Annotated in this window: 18 protein-coding genes; 3 read left to right on the top strand and 15 right to left on the bottom strand. The window is 44.6% G+C overall.

The features are described 5' to 3' along the window. Window positions 1-9: 9 nt before the first annotated feature. Both aspA and Cabys_RS20045 read right to left on the bottom strand, forming a co-directional pair. A complete protein-coding gene (gene aspA, locus Cabys_RS09775; protein ID WP_006930170.1) occupies window positions 10-1,875 on the bottom strand; it encodes an aspartate ammonia-lyase in 1,866 nt (621 codons plus the stop codon). An 88-nt stretch (window positions 1,876-1,963) separates the two neighbouring features. After that, window positions 1,964-2,140 carry a hypothetical protein gene (locus Cabys_RS20045; RefSeq protein WP_006930169.1) on the bottom strand — a complete coding sequence of 59 codons (177 nt, stop codon included), beginning with the start codon at window positions 2,138-2,140 and terminating at the stop codon, window positions 1,964-1,966. Window positions 2,141-3,193: 1,053 nt separating this feature from the next. Between Cabys_RS20045 and Cabys_RS20040 the strand changes: the two genes are divergently transcribed. After that, a complete protein-coding gene (locus Cabys_RS20040) occupies window positions 3,194-3,373 on the top strand; it encodes a hypothetical protein (RefSeq protein ID WP_071961274.1) in 180 nt (59 codons plus the stop codon). A 604-nt stretch (window positions 3,374-3,977) separates the two neighbouring features. Further along, on the top strand, window positions 3,978-4,184 hold the full coding sequence (locus Cabys_RS09760) for a hypothetical protein (RefSeq protein WP_044281305.1): 207 nt from the start codon (window positions 3,978-3,980) through the stop codon (window positions 4,182-4,184). 142 nt (window positions 4,185-4,326) lie between these two features. Here Cabys_RS09760 and Cabys_RS09755 read toward each other — a convergent pair whose 3' ends face one another. The 8 genes from Cabys_RS09755 to Cabys_RS09720 form a co-directional block, all read right to left on the bottom strand. Next, the gene (locus Cabys_RS09755) at window positions 4,327-6,159 is read right to left on the bottom strand and encodes a cation:proton antiporter (protein WP_006930168.1); all 1,833 of its coding nucleotides are present in this window, start codon (window positions 6,157-6,159) and stop codon (window positions 4,327-4,329) included. A 303-nt stretch (window positions 6,160-6,462) separates the two neighbouring features. Continuing rightward, the gene (locus tag Cabys_RS09750; protein WP_006930167.1) at window positions 6,463-7,302 is read right to left on the bottom strand and encodes a universal stress protein; all 840 of its coding nucleotides are present in this window, start codon (window positions 7,300-7,302) and stop codon (window positions 6,463-6,465) included. Window positions 7,303-7,337: 35 nt separating this feature from the next. After that, entirely contained in the window at window positions 7,338-8,345 is a 1,008-nt protein-coding gene (locus Cabys_RS09745; protein WP_006930166.1) for an NAD(P)H-dependent glycerol-3-phosphate dehydrogenase, read from the bottom strand. A gap of 3 nt (window positions 8,346-8,348) precedes the next feature. After that, entirely contained in the window at window positions 8,349-8,984 is a 636-nt protein-coding gene (plsY, locus tag Cabys_RS09740; RefSeq protein ID WP_006930165.1) for a glycerol-3-phosphate 1-O-acyltransferase PlsY, read from the bottom strand. A gap of 42 nt (window positions 8,985-9,026) precedes the next feature. Beyond that, window positions 9,027-9,560: a DUF4416 family protein gene (locus Cabys_RS09735; RefSeq protein ID WP_006930164.1), complete on the bottom strand. Its 534-nt coding sequence runs from the start codon at window positions 9,558-9,560 to the stop codon at window positions 9,027-9,029. A gap of 11 nt (window positions 9,561-9,571) precedes the next feature. Further along, entirely contained in the window at window positions 9,572-11,365 is a 1,794-nt protein-coding gene (locus Cabys_RS09730) for an AMP-dependent synthetase/ligase (protein ID WP_006930163.1), read from the bottom strand. A gap of 68 nt (window positions 11,366-11,433) precedes the next feature. Continuing rightward, window positions 11,434-12,639 (bottom strand): ribonuclease H-like domain-containing protein, encoded by a 1,206-nt coding sequence (locus Cabys_RS09725; RefSeq protein ID WP_006930162.1) that lies wholly within the window; start codon window positions 12,637-12,639, stop codon window positions 11,434-11,436. Window positions 12,640-12,645: 6 nt separating this feature from the next. Then, the gene (locus tag Cabys_RS09720) at window positions 12,646-14,928 is read right to left on the bottom strand and encodes a DEAD/DEAH box helicase (protein ID WP_006930161.1); all 2,283 of its coding nucleotides are present in this window, start codon (window positions 14,926-14,928) and stop codon (window positions 12,646-12,648) included. Window positions 14,929-15,399: 471 nt separating this feature from the next. Here Cabys_RS09720 and Cabys_RS09715 point away from each other — a divergent pair, with 471 nt between their 5' ends. Then, window positions 15,400-16,644 (top strand): DUF1015 domain-containing protein, encoded by a 1,245-nt coding sequence (locus tag Cabys_RS09715; RefSeq protein WP_006930160.1) that lies wholly within the window; start codon window positions 15,400-15,402, stop codon window positions 16,642-16,644. 55 nt (window positions 16,645-16,699) lie between these two features. Here the strand turns inward: Cabys_RS09715 and Cabys_RS09710 are convergent, their stop codons facing one another. The 5 genes from Cabys_RS09710 to Cabys_RS09690 form a co-directional block, all read right to left on the bottom strand. Continuing rightward, window positions 16,700-17,833, bottom strand: a complete 1,134-nt coding sequence (locus tag Cabys_RS09710) for a tetratricopeptide repeat protein (protein ID WP_169313659.1) — start codon at window positions 17,831-17,833, stop codon at window positions 16,700-16,702. 144 nt (window positions 17,834-17,977) lie between these two features. Beyond that, window positions 17,978-19,351 carry a type I glutamate--ammonia ligase gene (glnA, locus tag Cabys_RS09705; protein WP_006930158.1) on the bottom strand — a complete coding sequence of 458 codons (1,374 nt, stop codon included), beginning with the start codon at window positions 19,349-19,351 and terminating at the stop codon, window positions 17,978-17,980. A gap of 118 nt (window positions 19,352-19,469) precedes the next feature. Beyond that, window positions 19,470-19,883, bottom strand: a complete 414-nt coding sequence (locus Cabys_RS09700) for a DNA-binding transcriptional response regulator (protein WP_006930157.1) — start codon at window positions 19,881-19,883, stop codon at window positions 19,470-19,472. A gap of 211 nt (window positions 19,884-20,094) precedes the next feature. After that, window positions 20,095-21,504 (bottom strand): OmpA family protein, encoded by a 1,410-nt coding sequence (locus Cabys_RS09695; protein ID WP_006930156.1) that lies wholly within the window; start codon window positions 21,502-21,504, stop codon window positions 20,095-20,097. A gap of 10 nt (window positions 21,505-21,514) precedes the next feature. Next, window positions 21,515-22,687 (bottom strand): Mur ligase family protein, encoded by a 1,173-nt coding sequence (locus Cabys_RS09690; protein WP_006930155.1) that lies wholly within the window; start codon window positions 22,685-22,687, stop codon window positions 21,515-21,517. Window positions 22,688-22,733 lie beyond the last annotated feature (46 nt).

Raw genomic sequence — 22,733 nt, 5'->3', positions numbered from 1 at the left:
TTTAATTTTTCACTTTTTGGCGACAACCTTGGGAGCGATCATATTTTCTGGCTTCAGATATTCATCCAGTTCTTCGCGCGTAAGAAGGCCTTTTTCTAAAACCAGTTCGTAAACGCCTTTATTTTGTTCCAGCGCTTCTCTGGCAATTTCGGTACAGGTTTCATATCCCAAAACGGGGTTCAAAGCCGTAACCAGACTGATGCTGTTTTCCACCATCTCCCGACAGCGTTCGCGATTGGCGGTAATGCCGTCCACACAGCGGTATTTAAAGGTCAGCATGCCGTTCTTCAACATCTCAATGGACTCAAACAAACTCTGAGCCATGACCGGCTCCATCACGTTAAGTTCAAGCTGACCGGCTTCGGCGGCCATGGTTATGGTCAGATCGTTGCCGATTACCTTGTAAGCGATCTGGTTTACGACTTCCGGGATGACCGGATTAACCTTACCGGGCATGATGGATGAGCCTGGTTGCATTTTGGGCAGATTAATTTCATTCAGCCCGGCTCTGGGTCCTGAAGAAAGCAGGCGCAGATCGCTGGCGATTTTGGACAATTTTACGGCCAGCCGCTTTAAGGCGGAAGAAAACATGACAAAGGCGCCGGTGTCTTGCGTGGCTTCCACCAGATTGGGCGCTAATTTAACCGGAATACCGCTGATCTCCGCCAGATATTGCACTGCCAATTTGCCGTATTCCGGATGGGCGTTAATACCGGTGCCGATGGCCGTTCCGCCCAGATTCACTTCCAGAAAGAGCTGGGCGTTTTGTTGCAAACGTTCCACCTCTTCGCTGAGCGTTGAGGCGTAGGCCTCCATTTCCTGTCCCAGGGTCATGGGCACGGCGTCCTGCAACTGCGTACGTCCGATTTTAATGACATCGGCAAACTCTCTGGCTTTGCGGTTAAACGATTCGATTAAGTTCTTCAACACCTGGATTAATTTTTGCGTGCTGCGAAAAAGCGCAATTTTTAAAGCCGTGGGATAGACGTCATTGGTTGATTGCGAAAGATTGACGTGATTATTAGGATGACAATATTGGTATTCGCCTCGCTTGTGGCCTAAAATCTCAAGCGCGCGATTGGCAATCACCTCATTGGCGTTCATATTGGTGGAAGTGCCGGCGCCGCCCTGAATGACGTCCACCACAAAATTGGTATGCCATCTTCCTTCAATAATTTCCCGACAGGCGGTGATGATCGCCTCGGCAATATTTTTATCAAGTAGCCCAAGGTCTCGGTTTGCCTTTGCCGCGGCCATCTTTACCATAGCCAGACTTTCGATCAACGACTGGTAGTGGGCAATGCTGATGCCGGTTATGTTAAAATTTTCCAGCGCCCGCAGGGTTTGAACGCCGTAATAGACTTCGGCAGGCACCTCGCGTTCTCCCAACAAATCGTGTTCCAGGCGCGTGCGGCCTGAAAGATACTGAGTGGCAATATTGGCCACCTGGGTAGTGGTCTGTCGCATACGGCGGGCAATAACGCGCGCCGTTCGCGCAACAATTTTAGCGCTCATTTGCGGATTTCTGGCCAGCAGCTCTTTAAAATCATTTAAATCTATTTTTAAGATTTTGGTGGGTACAACGGTTCGCGCCGAGGTGGAATGGGGATCGTCGTCCAACAAGGCGCCTTCTCCCAGAAAATCGCCGGCGTTAAAAACGGCTATGCGCTTTTCTTCGCCAAAAGGCGTGGTTTTATACAGCTCAACCTTGCCTTCGTAAATTAAAAAAAATTCTTTGCGCGGTTGGTTTTCATAAAAAAGCGGCTGATTCTCGGCTAGCGAACGCTCCTGAAAATGCTCGTTTAATAATTCCAGTTCCTTTTCTGTCAGGTCTTTAAATAATTCGATCTCTTTTAGAAAACTTAGCCAGGACATTGTTTGATTCCTTTCTTACAAAAAAGGCTGACCTTTCGAAAGATCAGCCTTCAAAATCCGAAAAAACAATTTCGTTAGAATACAGCGACTACATTTCTGCCTGAGTTGTATCCTGCATGGTTGTGTCGGCTTTTGCAGCGGTATCGGGTTGTGCCGTTTCGGTGGTCACGGTTTCTTTTTGTGGTTCTGCTTTCTTCTCTCCACCACAGGCTACAAGACCAAATACAAACGTAGCCATCACCAAAATTTTGATTAAATTACGCATAAGCCCTCCTGCTTATTAGTTAATAAGTGACGATGGCCACAATTTATTAGATAAAAAAATAATAAGCAAGAAAAATTCAAAAGAACCTTTATTTATTCAAAAAAAATAAAACAAAAAAGCGAGCTAACTATCTGATTACTTTGTTATTATGTTAGTAATTTAAAATATTCCCCTTTAAATATTCAGTCCCGCGTGGCGGATTTGAAAATTTTTTATGCCGCTGGATTGGTTGATTGGTTGAATGGTTGAATGGTTGAATGGCCACCGATTGTCTTTCCTTTTCTCTCATTTGCACGAAACTGGCCAGCGCAGAAATCACTTACACCGTTGGAAATAACTCCTAACGCTCAATTTCCTCTCACCCAAACGTTTATTCAGGGAAAGGGGATGATGAGGGTAATTGAAACTATTTATAATTTTTAACATTCTTTGCGCCCTTTGCGACTTTTCTATGCTCGCTGTGGTTGCTTAAATTCCTGCGGGAATGTTTTTGGTTGCGGCTCTGCTGCCTTTAGGTTTTGAACCTTGATTAATATGATTACAGGATTAACTTGATTTTTTTCACTCGTGAAAGTTTACACTCAAATTTAAGGAGAAATTTTGTAGGCACAAAAAGCAAATCATGAAAATCCAGAAATCAAGTAAATCATGGTTCAAAATGAATGGCCGCCGACTGTCTTTCCTTTTCTCGCATTTGCACGAAACTGGCCAGCGCAGAAATCACTTACACCGTTGGAAATAACTCCTAACGCTCAATTTCCCCTCACCCAGACGTTTATTCAGGGAAAGGGGATGATGAGGGTAATTGAAACTATTTATAATTTTTAACATTCTTTGCGCCCTTTGCGACTTTTCTATGCTCGCTGTGGTTGCTTAAATTCCTGCGGGAATGTTTTTGTTTGTGGATGTGCTGCCTTTAGGTTTTGAACCTTGATTAATATGATTACAGGATTAACTTGATTTTTTTCACCCGTGAAAGTTTACACTCAAATTTAAGGAGAAATTTTGTAGGCACAAAAAGCAAATCATGAAAATCCAGAAATCAAGTAAATCATGGTTCAAAATGAATGGCCACCGATTGTCTTTCTTTTTCTCGCATTTGCACGAAGCTGGCCAGCGCAGAAATCACTTACACCGTTGGAAATAACTCCTAACGCTCAATTTCCCCTCACCCAGACGTTTATTAAGGGAAAGGGGATGATGAGGGTAATTGAAACTATTTATAATTTTTAACATTCTTTGCGCTCTTTGCGACTTTTCTATGCTCGCTGCGGTTGCTTAAATTCCTGCGGGAATGTTTTTGGTTGCGGATGTGCTGCCTTTAGGTTTTGAACCTTGATTAATATGATTACAGGATTAACTTGATTTTTTTCACTCGTGAAAGTTTACACTCAAATTTAAGGAGAAATTTTGTAGGCACAAAAAGCAAATCATGAAAATCCAGAAATCAAGTAAATCTTGGTTCAAAATGAATGGCCGCCGACTGTCTTTCCTTTTCTCGCATTTGCACGAAACTGGCCAGCGCAGAAATCACTTACACCGTTGGAAATAACTCCTAACGCTCAATTTCCCCTCACCCAGACGTTTATTCAGGGAAAGCGGATGATGAAGGTAATTGAAACTATTTATAATTTTTAACATTCTTTGCGCTCTTTGCGACTTTTCTATGCTCGCTGCGGTTGCTTAAATTCCTGCGGGAATGTTTTTGGTTGCGGATGTGCTGCCTTTAGGTTTTGAACCTTGATTAATATGATTACAGGATTAACTTGATTTTTTTCACTCGTGAAAGTTTACACTCAAATTTAAGGAGAAATTTTGTAGGCACAAAAAGCAAATCATGAAAATCCAGAAATCAAGTAAATCATGGTTCAAAATGAATGTTCGCCGGGCTGCCATTCCTTTTCTCGCCTTTGCACGAAACTGGCCAGCGCAGAAATCACTTACACCGTTGGAAATAACTCCTAACGCTCAATTTCCCCTCACCCAGACGTTTATTCAGGGAAAGCGGATGATGAGGACAATTGAAACTATTTATAATTTTTAACATTCTTTGCGCCCCTTGCGGTTGATTTTGGTTGCGGCTATGCTCACAGTTTTCTCACTAATTTTCCGTTAATACACTTTCTTTGCCAGAACCGGCGCGCGCTTGTGGTAGCTAAGTAAAATATTTTTCACAGATAGTTGTATTAAAGCAAATCCCTCTCTTGTTTGCCATTTTCCATCTGCCCATTCTTCACAGGCAGAACAATAGCCAGAATTTGGTCGCCGATTTCAGGTTCCGGCATCTTGTCTTCCGCCCATACTTCCAATTTCCCATTAACCTTTTTTAAAATCAGGGGATATTTTCTATCTTTTTGCTGCAGAAAATCATCAAAAGTGTAATACTCGTCTATTTTAAAAACTTTCAATTCGCCGCCATTTTTAAACAGGCTTTCCAGCTTTTCGAAAGTAAGTTCTTTGTCAAAGAGGATGCGTCCCCGCCACATGGGATTGCGATCCGGTTCGCCATTTAACTGCGGTTCGTGGTAAGCGATCTGAAAAATATTCTCCCGCCCTAACAAATCGGCAAAATGGAGACAGGCCAGTGTATTCACTTCGTCATTAGAAGTGAGAGCAAACAGCTTGCCGATTCCGCTCAGATCCAGGCCTTCTTGAAAGTTTTCCAGTAAAATATTTCCTTCCTGCGCTTCGCATCCTTCGCGCTCTGCCATTTTAACGTTGTGCTTATTGGAGTCCACCAACAAAACATCAATCCCCTGCCCTTTGAAAAACCTGGCCAGTTTACGGCCCCAGGCATGGGCGCCAACGATCAAAATTCCCTGTGGATGAGCAAAAGATAATTTCAGCAGAGAGGCTACTCTGCCCGCGGTCAGTCCGTAAAAAGCTACCGTGCCAACGATCACAAAAAACGTATAAGACATCAGCTGCATGCCCTCCGGCATGCCTTTTTCCACCAGATAAAGTCCAAAGATGGAAGAGACAGCCGCAGCCACAATACCGCGAGGCGCCATCCAGAACAGTAAAACGCGTTCACGCCAGTTGAGCGAAGTGCCAATCGTTGAAAGGCTGACCATGACAGGGCGGATCACAAAAATCAATAAAAACAAGAAAAAGTAGGCCGCAGGTTCTGTGAAGGGAATAACCGACAATTCGAGCCGCGCTGAAAGCAAAATAAACAATACGGCAATGAGGATTAAACGCAGGTTTTCTTTAAACTCAAGAATATGTTTCACCGGCGCCATTTTTTGATTGGCCATAAAAATACCCATCAATGTTACAGCCAGCAGCCCGGATTCTTCCTGGAAATGATTGGAAAGACCAAAAATAATAATCAATACCATGAGCGTGACAGGATTGTGCAAAAATTCCGGCAGCCAGTAGCGTTTCATTAAAAAAACCAGCAAAAAGGCGCCTAACGCACCGAGCAACGTACCGATTAAAAGCGTTTTAAAAATACCAAGTACGGAAACCAGTATGGCCTGACCTAAACTTTCGGCAATGATAACCTCAAATGCAATTAACGCCATGGTCGCGCCAATGGGATCATTGACAATTCCCTCCCATAATATAACCTGGCCGATTTCGCGTTTAACGCGCAAATGGTGCAATAATGGGATGATGACCGTGGGCCCGGTTACAACCAGAATGGAACCGAATAGGGCGGCAATATGCCAGTTCATATTTAACACATAATGTGCAGTTAGGGCAACCAGGCCAAAGGTGAGCGCCACGCCGATGGTCACCAGCCGCAGCACAACATCTTTAAGATTTTTTAACTGCCTGTACGATAAACTTAACCCGCCTTCAAATAGAATAATGGCCACAGAAAGAGAAACGATCGGGAAAAGCGCCACCCCAAAAAGTTTATCTGGATCGATCCAATTAAGAACGGGGCCAACTAAAAAACCTGTCAGCAGTAAGACCAAAATGGAAGGCAGATGAATTTTCCAGGAAATCCACTGCGCCAGGATGCCAAGCACTAAAATGGCAGCGAGCTGGATAAATACTTCTTGATGCATTCAATTCCTTTTCAATAATAATTAACGGAAAGCTTAAAATAGTAAATGGCGGCGATTGATTCAAAATATTTTAATTCGCAAATAGAAATAAAAAACTGTGTAAATCGCTGCGGTTTGTGACAAGTACATACTGATACCGTTGAAACAACAGAAGAATTGCAGAGTATCCTCTCTCATTCAACCATTCAACCATTCAACTATTCAACTATTCAACTATTCAACTATTCAACCATTCATCCGTACTGCCTGAGAATGAAAACGGGCACTGCCACGCACTGCGCGTGATAATGGTTATTTGATTATCTACTTCACCAACAAAATCGGCTTGTTAGCCTTGCGCATAACGTGTACGGTGGTGCTGCCCAGAATGGCTTCGCGCAGCCGCGAGTGGCCAAAACCGCCGATAACCATTAAAGACGGTCTGGGTGAATTATTCTGGACGTTCACCAGGGTTTCGTCAGGGTCTCCTGTTTCGTGTCGAAGATCAAATTTGATTTTGTAAGGCGTTAAGTATTGTTTGGCTTCTTTAAGCGTTTCTTCGCGTTCGTCATCCGAATCAAAAACAGAAACCACCTGTAGCGGCAGGTTGAGCGAATAGGCCAGAAAGGCGGCCATTTCCAGCGCATGATTGGCGGCAATCGTTCCGTCGTAGCCGCAGTAAATCTGCTCAAACGGCTTGAACTCTTTGTCCACCAGCATCATGGGTTTGGCAATCTGACGCGTTACCGATTCGGTTGTGGCGCCCAGCAGTTTTCCGCTCCACTTTTCATACTCCCCACGAATGCCCATGATGACCATATCCGTCGTCTTGGCCACCTGGCAAATCTCATCCACAGGAATGCCCGAAACCTTAATGATCTCAAAGGTACGTTTTTTAGCGCTCAATATTTCGGACGCTTTTTGGATAACCTTTTCGGCCTTTTCGTTTTGAATTCGTTGCGATTCTTCCTGAAACTCGGTAGAAGGCATGATGGGCACAAAGCTGTCGGCGCTGGTAGCCACGCTCCAGTCGAAGAGGCGTATATCAATAACAGTTAATATGCGTAGAATGGCGCCAAACTTTTCCGCTAAAAAATCTCCGTAGTCCAGAACGGCTTCGGTGTACGGAGATCCGTCAATGGGCAATAAAATAGACTTAATCATGGCATTCTCCTGTTTTTAATTTGACGCCCGTTTTTTTAAGCTCCCCAATCTTCTATTTTGGAAGCCCTTGTCATCAAATCAAGCATGGCCTGTCCCGGGGACTTATTTTCGAACAGTACTTTGTAAATTTGTTCGGTAATGGGCATTTCCACCTTTTTCATTTTGGCCAGCTCATAGGCAGACTCTGCCGTTCTCACGCCTTCTGCGACCATTACCATTTCGTCCAGCACTTCTTTTAACGTTCGTCCCTTACCGATCTGTTCCCCCACATAGCGATTTCTTGAATGGCGGCTCATGCAGGTAACGATCAAATCGCCCATGCCGCTCAGACCGGCAAAGGTAGAAGGCCTGGCGCCCATTTCCACACCCAGACGACTGATTTCTACCAGGCCGCGCGTCATTAAAGCCGCCTTGGTGTTGTCACCGTACCCTGCCCCGTCGCAAATACCTGCTGCCAGGGCAATAATGTTTTTAAGCGCGCCGCCCAGCTCCACGCCGGTCACATCATCGTTGGCGTAAATGCGCAAATATTGATTCATGAAAACCTGTTGAATTTTACGAGCGGTTTCGATGCTTGCAGACGAAGAGACGATCGCTGTGGGAATTTTTCGCGCTACTTCTTCAGCATGGCTGGGCCCGGAAAGCGCAGCAATCCGCTCCGCCGGCACTTCCATCACCTCTTCGATGACCTGGGTTATGCGTTTGTAGGTTTTATTTTCAATACCTTTGGATACCGAAACCCAGATTTGCCCCTGATCGCTAAAAATTTCCTTAACCAGGCTTAAAGCAGAGCGCGTAACCTGCGAAGGCACCGCGTTGACAATAATCTCCGGATCTTCCACAATCAGGCGCAAATCCGAAGTAAATACGATTTCGGAAGGTATTTTAATACCCGGCAAATAGCGGCTATTTTCCTGTTTCAGCCGAATATCGTTTAAGCTCTCTTCGTCAATGGTCCAGCAGCGTACTTCGTGCCCATTTTCATGCAGTACCAGAGCCAGGGCCGTTCCCCAGCTACCGGCGCCAATCATTCCTATGCGCATGACTCATCCTTTCTTCTTAAATTCAATGCGATTTTCATTGCCCTGCAACAGGCGTTTAATGTTGCTGCGATGCGCATACCAGATAAGCGCCACAATGACAACGCTGATGCCCAATAGAACCGCCGGAATCTCCATCTGAAAAGCAAAACGCTGCAACATAAGGATGACCACAAACACTAACGAAGCAATCAAAGAGCCCAGTGAAACGTATCTGGTTAGAGAAACCACCACAATAAAGGTTAGCAGCGCTAAAAGCAAGGGTAAGGGCGCCAGGCCTAAAAAAGCCCCGGCAGAAGTCCCCACGCCTTTACCGCCTTTAAATCCGGCAAAGATGGTGTACATGTGCCCCAGAATGGCTGCAATGGCGCCAATTAACTGAAAATAAATAACCTGGTCAGGAGAAGAAGAGAAGGCCGGCGCCAGAAAAAAGACCGGCACAAATCCTTTAATCATATCGATGAATAATACCGCCAGGGCCGCTTTCCAGCCTAAAACTCTAAATACATTGGTGGCTCCGGCATTACCGCTACCGTGTTCGCGGATGTCGATCTTCTTTAATAGCCTTCCGGCTATAATGGCCGTTGGAAACGAGCCCAACAAATAACTGATCAGGATTAAACCAATAAGATCAAGAGTCATACGCGTTGCTCCTACAATTAATCCCCGGTGAGGTTTGCGCTTTTACTTACCATGTTCCAGTTTATCGCGATAGGTCTCGCGCAGCCTGTTAAAAAATTCAATCGCCAGAGGCTGCCGATAATCGGGATAGGTCCAGGGCTGAATACGAAAGGACTTTTTCTGGTAAACCAGATGCAAGTCGCCATATATTCCCTTTCCCAGATAAAGACGATGGGCGTAATCTTTGGTTGTGGCCAGCACCACTTTAGAAACCGTCAGATAGCCCGGATCAATATTTACGCAGCGTTGTTTGCTTTTAGAAATTTCCAGCTCAATTTGATTCGTCTGCCTTTTAATATCAGGCAATGTTTCCGGGTGAATCAGTTCTTTAAACGTAATAAAAAGTTTTTCCAGGCCGGAGCCCATTTCTGATTCATAATAGTCGGTAAAGGCGTCAAAATCGAAGAGCGCAGAGCGCTCTTCGATGGCGCCACATAAATTCTGCAAATGAGCAAAAACTTCTTTGAGATCAACCCGTTCATTAAAAGTAATCGCTGCAAACAACTGAACGGGCGGATGCTCTTTAATTATCCCCATACACAACAGATTTAAACTTTGTACATCTCTTCAATTTCATCACGGTATTTTTCTTCGACCACTTTACGCTTCACCTTTAAAGAGGGCGTCAGCTCCCCACTTTCAATGGAAAAGGGCTGTTTGGCAAAGATAAAATCCTTAATGGTTTCGTATCTGGCCAGGTTTTCGTTTACCAGATCAATTTCTTTGCGAATGAGTTCCTTTAAGCCATCCAGCTGCAGCATCTCGTCGTAGGTATTGATGGTTTTCCCCTGCTGTTCCGCCCAGTTTTTAACGGCTTCGAAGGCCGGAACAATAATCGCTGTGCAGAATTTACGTTTATCGCCGATGACCACGGCCTGTTCTATGTATTGCGTGGTTACCAGCATGTTTTCGATGGGCTGCGGCGCAATGTTCTTTCCGCCAGAGGTTACAATGATATTTTTCTTACGATCCGTAATCTTTAAAAAGCCGTCTTCGTCAATCAAACCGATGTCGCCGGTATGAAACCAGCCTTCATCATCAATAACCTCTTTCGTGGCGTCTTCTTTTTTAAAGTAGCCAACCATCACGTGTGGACCGCGGGTTAAGATTTCGCCGTCTTCATCAATTTTAACCTCTACATTGGGCAAAGGCGGGCCCACGTAACCAAATTTGAAATTATCCGGTAAATTCACCGTAATAACCGGCGATGTTTCAGTCAAACCGTAACCTTCCAGAATGATCAAACCGGCTGCGGTAAAGAATTCGGCAATTTCTGCCGAAAGAGGCGCGCCGCCGCTGACAAAGAAGCGAATTCGACCGCCAACCCGTTCCTGCAATTTATGGAAGACCAGTTTGTTGGCCAGATTGTATTTCTTTTTCAGTAAAAATGGCAGCGGTTTTTTATTCATAACATAATTCACGTATTCACGCCCCACGCCAAGCGCCCAGTAAAAGATTTTGCGTTTTAAAGGCGGCCCCATTTCCACATTTTCCAGCACGCGGGCATAAATTTTTTCGTACAGGCGCGGCACAGAAACCATAACCGTCGGTTTGATTTCTTGCATGTTGTCGGCCACGGTATCAATACTTTCGGCGTAGGCCACAGTTGATCCCTGGTGATTGGATAAAAAGTGGCCGGCAAGCCGTTCAAAAATATGGCTCAGGGGAAGAAAGGAAAGAAAAATATCTTCGGCGTAAAGATCGACTACCCCCAGGATACCTTCGATATTGCTTAAAAAATTCCCGTGGGTCAAAACGGCGCCTTTGGGTTCACCGGTGGTGCCTGAGGTGTAAATGATCGTAGCCCAGTCGTCACGCTTAACTTTTTTAATCTCATCCGCAATATGGGTCGGTTTTTTTTGTAAAAATTCTTCGCCCATTTCAGCAAGAGCGGATAATTTTTTCCAGGGCTCCTCCAGTTTTTCCGGCGCGTCAAAAACAAAGAAATTTTTTACGGTCTTTAATTCCGATTGTATTTCTTTAACCTTTTCAACCTGTAACTCATCTTCTGCCAATAAAACTCTGGCTTCGCAATCGTTTACAATGTACTTAACCTGATGGCTTAGCAGCGAGGGATAAACCGGAACCAACATGGCGCCCAACGACATGGTGGCATAATCTGCCAGGGCCCATTCAATGCGGTTATTGGAAATAATCGCCACCCGATCGTCCTTTTTGACGCCCAGCGCCGCCAGTCCGGCTGCCAATTTTTCTGCCCAATCCACTGCTTCTTTAAAGGTAACGGATTGCCATTTTCCGTCCTTCTTGAACATATACCCTACTTTATCGGGCATGGATTGACGCTTATCGAAAAACATTTCTGCTAAATTTTGATAGCCCATAGCTCCTCCAAATTAAACTGATATTAATACAACCTGTGGCTTAATATAAGGGAACTGTTCAAATCATGTCAAGATATTTTGCATTTCAGGCGTTCGTATCTTTGCAAAAAGGCTGTTTTCCAGGCAGATTTTACGGAATACGGGTTAAGCTGCTGCAATGTGCCGTACATTTTTAAAGCCCGGGCGGAATATTCCAGCGCCTTTTGATAGTCTTTGAAAACATGCTCGTGCGCCTTGGCCAGCTCTTCCAGAGCCACAAAGGAATAGGACTGATGGGCAACCAGTGATTCCCATAAAGCGCAGGCCCTTTGCCAGTTGCCCTGCTTTTTAAAAAAAAAACTTAACAATAATTTAAACTCTGGATGATGCTCACCCCGAATCTTTAAAAGTTGCTTTTCGACCTGAACGAAATAATCGTAATCGTTTATTTCAAAGGCTAATTTTGCCAGACGCATCAAAGCTTTACCATCGTTCAACACTTCTGGTGATTGATTGATCGAGCTCAATCTAAACAAAATCTTGTTCAGGGAAATAATATCCTGACGGTTATGCTGGATGACGGCAATCATTTCGTGAATCACTTCGTTCCGGATAAATCGCAAATAGGCGGCTGGAATCAAATAACCGGGGATATCGCCGCTGCGCCGAATATTTAATTGTTCGCGTTCAATGCTGGCCAGATCGCAGCTTTCCTGGCTGTCCTTCCACACTCTGCGGGAAAGGTGCAGAAGATCAAGATGGCTGAATCTATCCAGATCGATCGTAAAACGATTTAAAATGGCTCGCGTTTTTAACAGGGGAAAATCATAGCTTTTGCCATTGAAGGAGATTAAAATGCTCTTCCCTTCCAGCAGCGGTATGATCTCTTTGAACGCATAGTAATCGCGACCAAAGTCCGGTAAAAAATATTGAACCACCTTAAAACGCTTTGCCTCATAAAAGCCGAAGCCTAACAAAAAGGGATAGGTGCCCGCGCCGCCGCTGAGACCGGTTGTTTCCAGGTCAAAGAATAGGCACTCGGCCAGCTTAATGGGCTTTGCAAACTGCCCCTTCGTCAGGCGATCCAGCAAAATTTGCGGCGCCGTTTCTTCCGCATCCATGCTGTACGTAATTTCCACAATGGGCGTGGGATAATCGAGCAGGCGTCCGTTAAAATGCGCGGCAAGGGCTTTTACCGAAGCGGGAACTTTGCTTGCGGCCTTTACCGTTTCTTTTTTATCAGACGAACGCTCTGTAGCCTGTCGATAATATTGTAACTTCTTTTTTAGATCCATGGCGTTTTACAGTTTGAGTAGCTCCAAAATTTTAAGCGCGCTCTCTTTGCCAAACAGCGTGTTTTCCAGGGTGGGGCCGGTACACGATGGACAGCCATGAGTGCAGGGACACCGCCTGATATGCTGCGCCACGCCCTGCAAAACCTCCCGGTCAATTTCGTAAAGTTTTTTGCTCAGGCCCATCCCACCCTGATATTTATCGTAAACGTAAATGGTTGGTTTATGGCTGAATGGCGCGCGCACCATGGGCACCACCGAAATATCGGTTACATCGCACATCACGTAAAGAGGGATTAAATTATTCAAAGTGTAGGCGATGCCTTTTAAGCCTTCGCCAATGATTGATTCCTGAAAATAGGGATCGCTAAAAAGACGGTCGTCAAATTCCCACCACATGGCGCTGGTTTGCATCTCCATTTCGGGCAAATGCACACGCCCCATGCCGATATTTTCATGCGTGTTAAATTTAATCTTTTTAAAGCCGGTAGTGACGCGACTGACTGCCAGTTCGCCGTAAACCTTTTTGCAGGAATCCAATATTTCTTCTTCCAGCACATCGAGCACTTTGATATTGGTTTTGGTGATGGCATCTGTGTAGTGATTGACCTTTACCTGGTGAACGTAGGCCTTTTTTTCGTCCCAATCCAGCTCGTCCACATGGTACTGAACGCCCTCATGAATGTAGATGGCGTCTTTGTGCACCAGTTCGGGGGCGGAGAACAAATCCACTTCGCCGATAACGCGGTTGTGGTCGCTGGTGTCGATGATGACCACATTTTCCGGGCTGCTGTTGCGCAAGCTGACCTCGTCGGCCGGGTAAATTTCCCGCATCCAGAAATACTTGCCTTCTGTTTTGCGCAGCACGTTTTCTTCCACCAGATAATCGAGCAAGGGACGGGTAATGTCCGGTGCAAATACCTCGTTTTCTTCAAAAGGCAGTTCAAAGGCGGCGCACTTTAAATGGCTCATCAAGATAAATAAATTATCCGGATCGATCTGCGCGCTTTCCGGATTTTTTTCGGCAAAATATTCGGGATGTTCGATGATGTATTGATCCAGCGGCGCGCTGGAGGCCACCAGCAGGGTTAGCGAAGTGCCCTGCCGCCGGCCAGCGCGTCCGGCCTGCTGCCAGGTGCTGGCAATGGAGCCCGGATAACCGGCCAGAATACTGATGTCCAGTTGACCGATATCGATGCCTAATTCCAGGGCATTGGTACTGACCACCACCTGAATTTCGCCTTTTTTCAGGCCGTTTTCGATCTGGCGTCGTTCTTTGGGCAAATATCCGCCCCGATATCCGCGCACCAGGTTGGGATTAATTTTAAGCTGACTGGCCACCTGGCGCAGGTAGGTCAGTAAAATTTCCACGCGCAATCGGCTGCGGGCAAAAACGATCATCTGCGCGCCAGTGGGCAATAATTTGCGCACGATTTGCCGCACTTCATTGACAACGGATCGACGCAGGCCCAGCTCCCGATGCACGACCGGTGGATTGTAAAATAAAAAGTGCTTTTTCCCGCGCGGCGCGCCATTATTGTCGATCAACGTTACCGGCTGCCCCGTCAACTGTTCGGCCAGTTCTTTGGGGTTGGCAATGGTCGCGCTGGAACAGATGAATTGCGGACTGCTTCCGTAAAAGGCGCAAATGCGTTTTAAACGCCGCATTAAATTAGCCAGATGGCTACCAAATACGCCGCGATAGGCATGAATTTCATCCAGCACTACAAACTTCAGATTTTCGAAAAGTTTAATCCACAGAGTGTGGTGCGGCAGCACGCCCTGATGCAGCATATCCGGATTGGTAACCACAATATGCCCGGCAGAACGGATAGTACGCCGAATATCGACCGGCGTGTCTCCGTCAAAGGTGAACGATTTGATGTCTACCTGTAAACGATGGATTAAGTCCTGGGTTTCGCGCACCTGATCCTGCGATAGCGCCTTGGTCGGAAACAGGTAAAGAGCGCGTGCTTCCGGATTTTGCAGAATGGTCTGAAAAACAGGCAAATTGTAGCTTAATGTTTTGCCGGATGCGGTGGGCGTAACTATGACTACATTTTCGCCCGCTGATATCTTACGGAAGGCTTCTGCCTGGTGGGTGTACAATTGTGTAATGCCCTTTTCGTTTAAGGCCTGAACCAGCCTCCGGTCAACATTCTGCGGAAAGGGCGCAAAGCGAGCCGGCTGCTCTTCAAGGACTAACCATCGGGTAATATTGCGCTGAAATTCTGCGTCTTTGCTCAGCTTCTCGATCAGCTGCTCTAAAGTAACTTTTGGTTTAAGGATCATCTTTTCACTTTCCAATTATTACCGGCACAAATTAAGGATTAAATCGTTGAGGTTCAATAGAGTAAAAAAGCCGCGTTTAGAATTCGACTGTTCCCTGCCGTTTGGCTGCCTGTTTAAAAGTTGACGGGTAAGAAGCGGCCTTAAATTCTTCCGCTATTCCATTGCGAATGTAGTTTCTCTCAGATCACGCGGATTTTCTTTTTTATTTCTTTCTGCGAAGATCTGCAAAATCTGCGTGGACAAAATTGTGATTTAACATCTCTTGCGCATGTTTAATCAAATTTTGCCTTGCTGCCAGAGGCCCCTTCAATCCTTTTCCGCTTTATGTGGTTACTTTTTTTGTAAATCATCATCCTGTTCCCGGCGAATCCTTTGTCTTCAGGAAAAAAAATCTTCAATTCTTTTGAATTAAATCATTTTATTTACTAATTTTAGTATCTTTTGCAAACGACTAAAACAAAGGAGTGGAAGATGGCAATTATTAAACCGTTTAAAGGACTGCGACCCAAAAAAGAACTGGCCGAAAAAGTGGCATCACCGCCATACGACGTTTTAAGTTCCGAAGAAGCGCGGGAAATGGCAAAAGATAATCCCTTTTCCTTTTTACACATCAACAAACCGGAAATCGATTTACCGCCGGAAACGAACATTTACGACGAAGCGGTTTACCAGAAGGGCAAAGAGAATCTGGATCGCTTTATTAAAGAGGGCATCCTGGTACAGGACGAAAAGCCCATGTTTTACGTTTACCGACAGATTATGGGCGATCATTCGCAAATTGGCCTGGTGGCCGGCGCCTCGGTAGAAGAGTACGAAAAAAATCTGATTAAAAAACACGAGTTGACGCGCGCCGATAAAGAGGAAGACCGCGTTAAACACGTTAACACCTTAAACGCTCAGACCGGCCCTGTTTTTTTAACGTACAAAGCTAGGCCGGAAATTGACGCGCTGATGAACAAAATTGTCCAGGGCGAGCCGGAGTATGACTTTACCGCCGACGACGGCATTCGACACACCTTCTGGCTGGTTGACAAAGATGAGGACATTAAGGCTTTGCAAGAGCTCTTTAAGCAGTTAGATTGTCTTTATGTGGCCGACGGACATCACCGTTCGGCAGCCGCCATGCGCGTCAAACAAATGCGTCAGGCGCAAAATCCAAATCACACAGGCGATGAAGAGTACAATTATTTTCTAACCGTCATCTTTCCGCACAATCAGATGTACATCATGGACTACAACCGGGTGGTTAAAGATTTAAATGGTCTCAGCGTGGACGCCTTTCTTAAAAAAGTCTCCGAAAAGTTTGACGTACAAAAATTAGGGGCCAGCGCCGAAAAGCCCAGGCAAAAACACGAATTTGTGATGTACCTGAATGGCGAATGGTACCGTTTAAAAGCCAGGCCGGGCACCTTTAATGAAAACGATCCGGTGGAACAATTGGATGTTTCGATTTTAATGAATAATTTATTGGTGCCCATTTTAGGCATCGGCGATCCGCGCAAAGACAAACGCATCGATTTTGTGGGCGGTATCAGAGGCTTAGAAGAACTGAAGCGTCGCGTGGATTCCGGCGAAATGCAGGTGGCCTTTGGCCTTTACCCCACTTCCATCGAAGATTTGATGGCCATTGCCGATGCCGGCAAAATTATGCCGCCTAAATCGACCTGGTTTGAGCCCAAGCTACGTAGCGGTCTGGTAATCCACTTGCTGGATTAAAAATGGCGCTTGTAAATTAGAAGCGACAGGCCATCGTTCGCAAGGCGGTGGCCTGTTATTTTTTAAGCAAAGCGCGCAAAAGGATTAAAAAGCCGTTTTTAATCCTTTTGATTTTTTCTAGATTTTCGGCGGCCTCTTCAAAATTGGGGTTTAACTGGTGAGCCTTCTCAATTTCTTCCAGAGCATTTAAAAAATAATTCCGGCATTGAATCAGATGAATAACGCCCATGTCGTTCCAATAGTCCGCGTATTTGAAATTTTGAATATTTTCAGAAAGCCAGTTTTCATAAAAGCGGATGGATTCCACATCCATTTTCATTTTGCCATACATAAACTTTAAAAAGAAAAAATCAAATTTCACCGCGATCGGATCCTCTCTGGTAGCTAACTGGAATTGCAAATCAAGCAATTCAGGCAGAAGCCCCTCATATTTCTTCTTTTCAATTTTTCCCAGCAGCGTTTCGATTTTTTCTTTCCATCCGCTATTTCTCAAATAAGAGGCCCCTTTTAGGGAATGCAGGGAACGAATCACGCGCACCGGTAGGGCCACTTTGTGATCGCTATCGGCTTCGTAGCTGGAAAGCAACAATAAAATGCCAAGATTAAAATTGGCTTCCTGAAAGTCAGGCTTTTTTTCCAGGGCCTGCGAAAAGCAATCTTTAGCCCGCCTATATTCACCGCTAAGTGTGTAGGCAACCCCCAGATCATTCAGCAAGTCCGGAAAGGGCTCTGTTGTTTCCAGTGTTTTTTTCAGCGTGTCGGCAGCTTGTCGGTAATTGCGTTCTTTTAAATAACAGGCGGCTAATTTTCGATAGGCTTTGATGAAATCGGCTCTCAAATCAATGGCGAACTGAAATTCTTCTTTTGCCTCGTCCAGTAAATTAAAAGCAAACAGCACACGTCCGAACCGATAGTGATAGACGGCCTGGGTCACTTCTTTAATGCGTTCTTTAATGGTAAACAGCGTTTCGATTTCTTCGATTACCTGTTCATGCGCTTCCCGGGCGCGTTCATTCCACAGCTCATCCTCATCGGCCAGGAAACCGGAATTTACCGGATACCATTTCTGGTACAGCAATTTCCCTTCTTCCGTAACGGTGGCTTCTATCTGCTTTTCTCTCAATTCGGTTTTTATCTGAAATTGATGATCGGCAATCCGAAATTCATTAATAAACTTAAAGGGCTTCAAGAGATCGAATTCCTCCATGACAAAAGTTAAGTCCAATTTAAGATAATTGCTATAAGGATTCAATAGTAATCAAACAGGGCCGATTACGGCCCCCTGTTGAACTTAACCGTGCGCGTTATTGCTGGTACAAATGCCGACGCTTCGTTATAAATCAAAATACAGTTGAAATTCAACCGGACTTGGCCAGTTAGAAACTTCATTAAACTCTCTGGACTTAATATCAATCCAGTGTTCAATGAGGCCGATATCAAAAATTCCGTCGCGCAACAAAAACTGATAGTCGTTTTTCAGAGCATCCAGAGCGGCATTCAAGCTAAAAGGCAGGTAACGCATGAGAATTTTAGGATCGAAGTCGTCCGCCTCATAGGGGCCAAACCCTTCTTTTACAGGATCAATTTTGTTGATAATGCCATCGATGCCTGCCATTAAAATAGCGGTCAAGGCCAGATACGGATTGGCCGTGGCATCCGGCGGCCGATATTCGAAACGGGCTTCCTGAGGATTTTTAACATAACGGGGAATACGCACGCATGAGGCGCGGTTGGCCTGACCAAAATTGATGGCCGTGGGCGCTTCCACACCGGGAACCAGACGCTTGTAAGAATTGGTTGTTGGATTGGTAAAAGCGCACAGGGCAGCCGCATGTTTTAATACGCCGCCGATGTAATACAGCGCATTCTGATTGAGATTGGCATAGCCGCCTTTCTGGTAAAAAACATTTTTCATTTCCGCATCCACCAGAAAATGGTGCAGGTGCATGCCGCTTCCGGCCTGTTTGTAGATGGGTTTGGGCATAAAGGTTAATCGTAAATCTTTTTGCGCCGCGAGATTATGTAAAATGTATTTGGTTAACACGATGATATCCGCGCTCTTCAATAAATCGTTAAAAAAAATCTCGATCTCCTGCTGGCCCAGATTGCCCACTTCATGGTGATGATATTTTACGGGAATACCGCATTTAATTAACAGACGGGTCGCCTCATCTCTAAAATCGTCGTACAAATCAAACGGATTTGCAATATGGTAGCCATTAAAGCCAAATTGCTCCTCCGATTCAATTTTTATGTAAGACTCATGAGCGTTTACTTTAAAATCCACGCTATTTAATATGTAAAATTCAAATTCCGGTCCCCATTGAGATTTACTGCCGATCCCGTATTTTTGTAAAAGTTGTTCCGCCCTTACAGCCATGTTGCGCAAATCGTACTGGTAAGGCGTATTTTGGTCGTCGGTATTAAAGACTTTGGTAAAACAACTGATGGTCGGCGCTTCGCGAAAGGGATCAAACATACACGTATCCAGGTCCGGTTTCATAATCATATCGCTGTTTTCTACCCTTCTGAACCCGTAACTGGAACCGTCAAAGCCAACGCCTTCGGTCATTAACTTATCCAGAACTTTTTCGGAGTATGGCAACGTGAGATGGTGCAGCCTGCCCTGCAGATCGCAAACTTTTAAATCGATAAATTCCACGCGATGATCTTTTAAAATCTCTTGTATCTTTTTTGCATCGTACATATTTGCTCCTTTCGAGTCACATCTTTTTAGCAAAGTTAAAAGTAAAACAATTTAAGAAATTTAAAAATGTGTTGCAGAAAATTTTGAGTGTGTTAAGAGCTTTTTTAAAAAAGGATCGCTAAAAATAATCGAGTTGTTTTTGCGGGCGAAAGCCTTTTAACAGGCATTCTATTTTTATTTTAAGCAGTTCAACGTCAAATGGTTTGGTAATCAGGGCGTCTGCTATTTTTTTTAACTGGCGTCGAATTTCGGGTTTGTCAGGAATAAAGGTGTACATGAGGATAATTTTTACGTTCTGGTGTTGCTGCTTTAAATTAAACAGTTCTTTTAATAAATTTTCGTCGGCATTGTCCACATTTACAATAACCAGATCGATCCTGTTCAAAATAATCGTGTAATCTAAATATTCCACATTGTCGCGGATGTAAACATTGAAACTGTCTTCCAGATACATCCCGACGTTTTTACAAAATTCATGATCAGGATCGATTACCAGTAAATTATTTCTGAAAAGTCTTCCATTGTTTTGCATAATATTATTATTTGCAAAACCAGTGCCAGTTTACAAAAGGCCATTTTTAGGCAGAAAAAAGGCGTGCAAAAAGACCATCCTTTTCGTTTTAACCTTTTAATATTTTTAAGGTTAAAAAAGAAAGCGTTACCTTTTGATTCACTAAATCAGAACCACTTTGCATTCCTACAGTTCAAAGAATACAAAATGGTTTTTCTTACTTTTAAGAAAACTAATCGATGGGCAGCGCAATACGGATATCGATCCGCCGGTTTTTGGCTCGCCCTTCCGCCGTTTTATTGCTGGCAATGGGCTCCTGGTCGCCTCGCCCAATGGCTTCTATCTGCGAATCTTTGAGATCAAGATTGGCGATCAAATACTCTTTTACGGCCTTTGCTCTTTGTTGTGACAGTACCTTATTTTTATAGGAACTCCCCGAGGCGTCGGTGTGCCCTTCGACCAGAATATAGCTATCGGGAAATTCGTAAATGGCGCGCTGCACTTTGGTCAAAAGAGAAAAATATTCTGGCTGGATGATAGCCTTTCCCGGCTGGAATTTTAATCCGAATAAGCGAATCAATAGATTATCATCCTGCACCAGCACTTCGGCCTCGCCTGGCTCAAACAATTCCTTTATCTTCTTAATTTTATTCTCCAGCTCCAGCCTCTTTTGCAGTTCCACGGAGAGATTGGTTTCTTTTTCTTTGATCTGGTTAATTTCTTTTTTTAACTCTGCGTTTTCTTTAACCAAGCGCTTATTTTCATTTTTCAGGTTGGCAATATAACCGATGATGGTCTGCACCGGTTTGTCAAAACCTTCGTCAAATTGAGGATTATAATTGAAGGGAATGGCGATGTTTTTGATCAGGTCTTCGAATTTTAAGATTAACAATTCCCAATTTTTGTCTTTTTTTCTTAACTCTTTGATCATTCTGGCCAGATACAATGCATGGCGCGCCTGGTACGCCGCCTGATCGGCCTTAAGCCTGGCCGAATCGAGCGAGTCGGGGTTGGCGTTTATCATCTCTTCCGTGTCATGCAAGGCGTTGAGGGCTGCCATGTAGGTCTGATAGCATAATTCTGGCGCGTCTTCTTCTCTGGCCTTAGCGATTAACTGGCGCGGTTCATCTAATAGGCTGTTGATCAGCGCCTGGCGAACGGCCTGGTCGTAAAGCTCTCTGGCTTCGCTGCCATATTTCAAAACATCTTCCCGGTCATTGTCTTCGATATTTTCTACGGCGCGCTTAAACTTTTTTTCCGCCCGCTCCCAGAGCTTTGCAGCAAATTGCGGCGCGCCCACATCCAGCGCCTTTTCTCGCATTTTGATGGCTTCGTCCAGCCAGCTTTGAGCAATCTCCACATTTTTCAAGCCTTCCAGCGCATAGGTTTGAAAACGTAAAAGTTTTTCCTTGATCTCTTTGAGGTCTTTTTGCTTATCAAAATCCTCGGAAGCTTCGCTGTAATATTCAATCGCTTTTTCGTAACTCTCCGGCGAATAGATTTGCGCTCCGGATTCTTGCAGTTGTTTTAGCAGGCGATCGTATTTGCCGAAGATTTCAGATTTGGGCTGCATTTGCGCCAGGCTGAGGCAGGCGCTGCTTAAGATGATGAGAACAACAAAAGAAAAATAATTTTTTTTCATGGTACTGCCATTAATTGATTGTACTTACTGGTTGCTGCGTTTTAAAATACGATTGAAATCGATGCATGGCAACCTTTCCTAATCCTTTAATGGCAATGGTGCTTTTGTTCTTAAGATGAATGTCTAAAATTTCAAAGACTTCGTTTAGCGAATTAACCGAAAAGCAGAGTTTTTTAGAAGTTTTAATAAATTCAAATCCCTTGCCAATAAATTTGGCATACTCGCCAACGGTGATCAATAAATCAATGGGCAAAGCGGACAAAAAATAGCCCATATTAATGTGTTGCTGCTCCACGTTTATGCCGGCATCCGCCATATCGCCGACGATCAATACCAGTTGTTCAGAATACTGCTCAAAGGTGGAGAGCACGCGCGCCGCTTTGCTTACCGAACGCGGGGTGCTGATGTAGCTTTCGTCGATCACATAAATCGATCCGTATTTTAGAACTTTGCCGCGTCCTTCAGGCAGAGAAAATTTTGTATTTAATATTTCCACCACATCGTTCAAACTGAAGCCAATGTGCGCCACCGCCGCCACGGCAGCCAAAAAATTGTACAGATCCTGAATGGAAAAAATGGGTAGTTGAATTTCAAAACGACCGTTCAACTTAAAACGCATGCCGCCCGGCCCAAATTGCTCGATGTCGGTGGCATAAAAATCGGCGTGCGGATTTAAACCGAATTGAATGACATTCAAATTTTTAATTTGTTTTACAATGTTGTAACTGAGTTCATCGTCCTTATTTAAAATGGCGATTCCGTCCTGATCCATGTATTTTAGCAACGAAGCCTTTTCGATGGCCTGCCGAATCATGCGCTCCAGATAGTTAAGGTGCGCATCTCCCAGGTTGGTTACAATGGCGATATTGGGGCGGATTAAATGAACCAGCTCAACAAATTGCCGGCCCTTTTGATGGTTGAGCTCAAATAAACCAAAATCGTAAGTATTGTTTAGTTTTTTTAAAGTACTGAAATTATTTTGCAGATTTCCGCAACCGTTTGGATGCCTTAATACTTTGCCCCGCGCGGAGAGGATGGTCTCGATCATGGAAATGGTTGAAGTTTTGCCTAAATTACCGGTAACGGCGATAATCGGATTGGTGAAAGCCTGGCGCCGCCTCAGTATTTCTTTTTTTTCTTTGTCAGAAATAAAATCTTTTTTAAATCCCGGTTTACCAAACAAATTTTTATCCCCCAAATGAAGGTAAATAAGCGTTTTAAGCCCTATG

It is taken from the genome of Caldithrix abyssi DSM 13497, assembly GCF_001886815.1.
GTDB classification, from domain to species: domain Bacteria; phylum Calditrichota; class Calditrichia; order Calditrichales; family Calditrichaceae; genus Caldithrix; species Caldithrix abyssi.
This window is presented reverse-complemented; position numbering and strand designations above follow the sequence as displayed.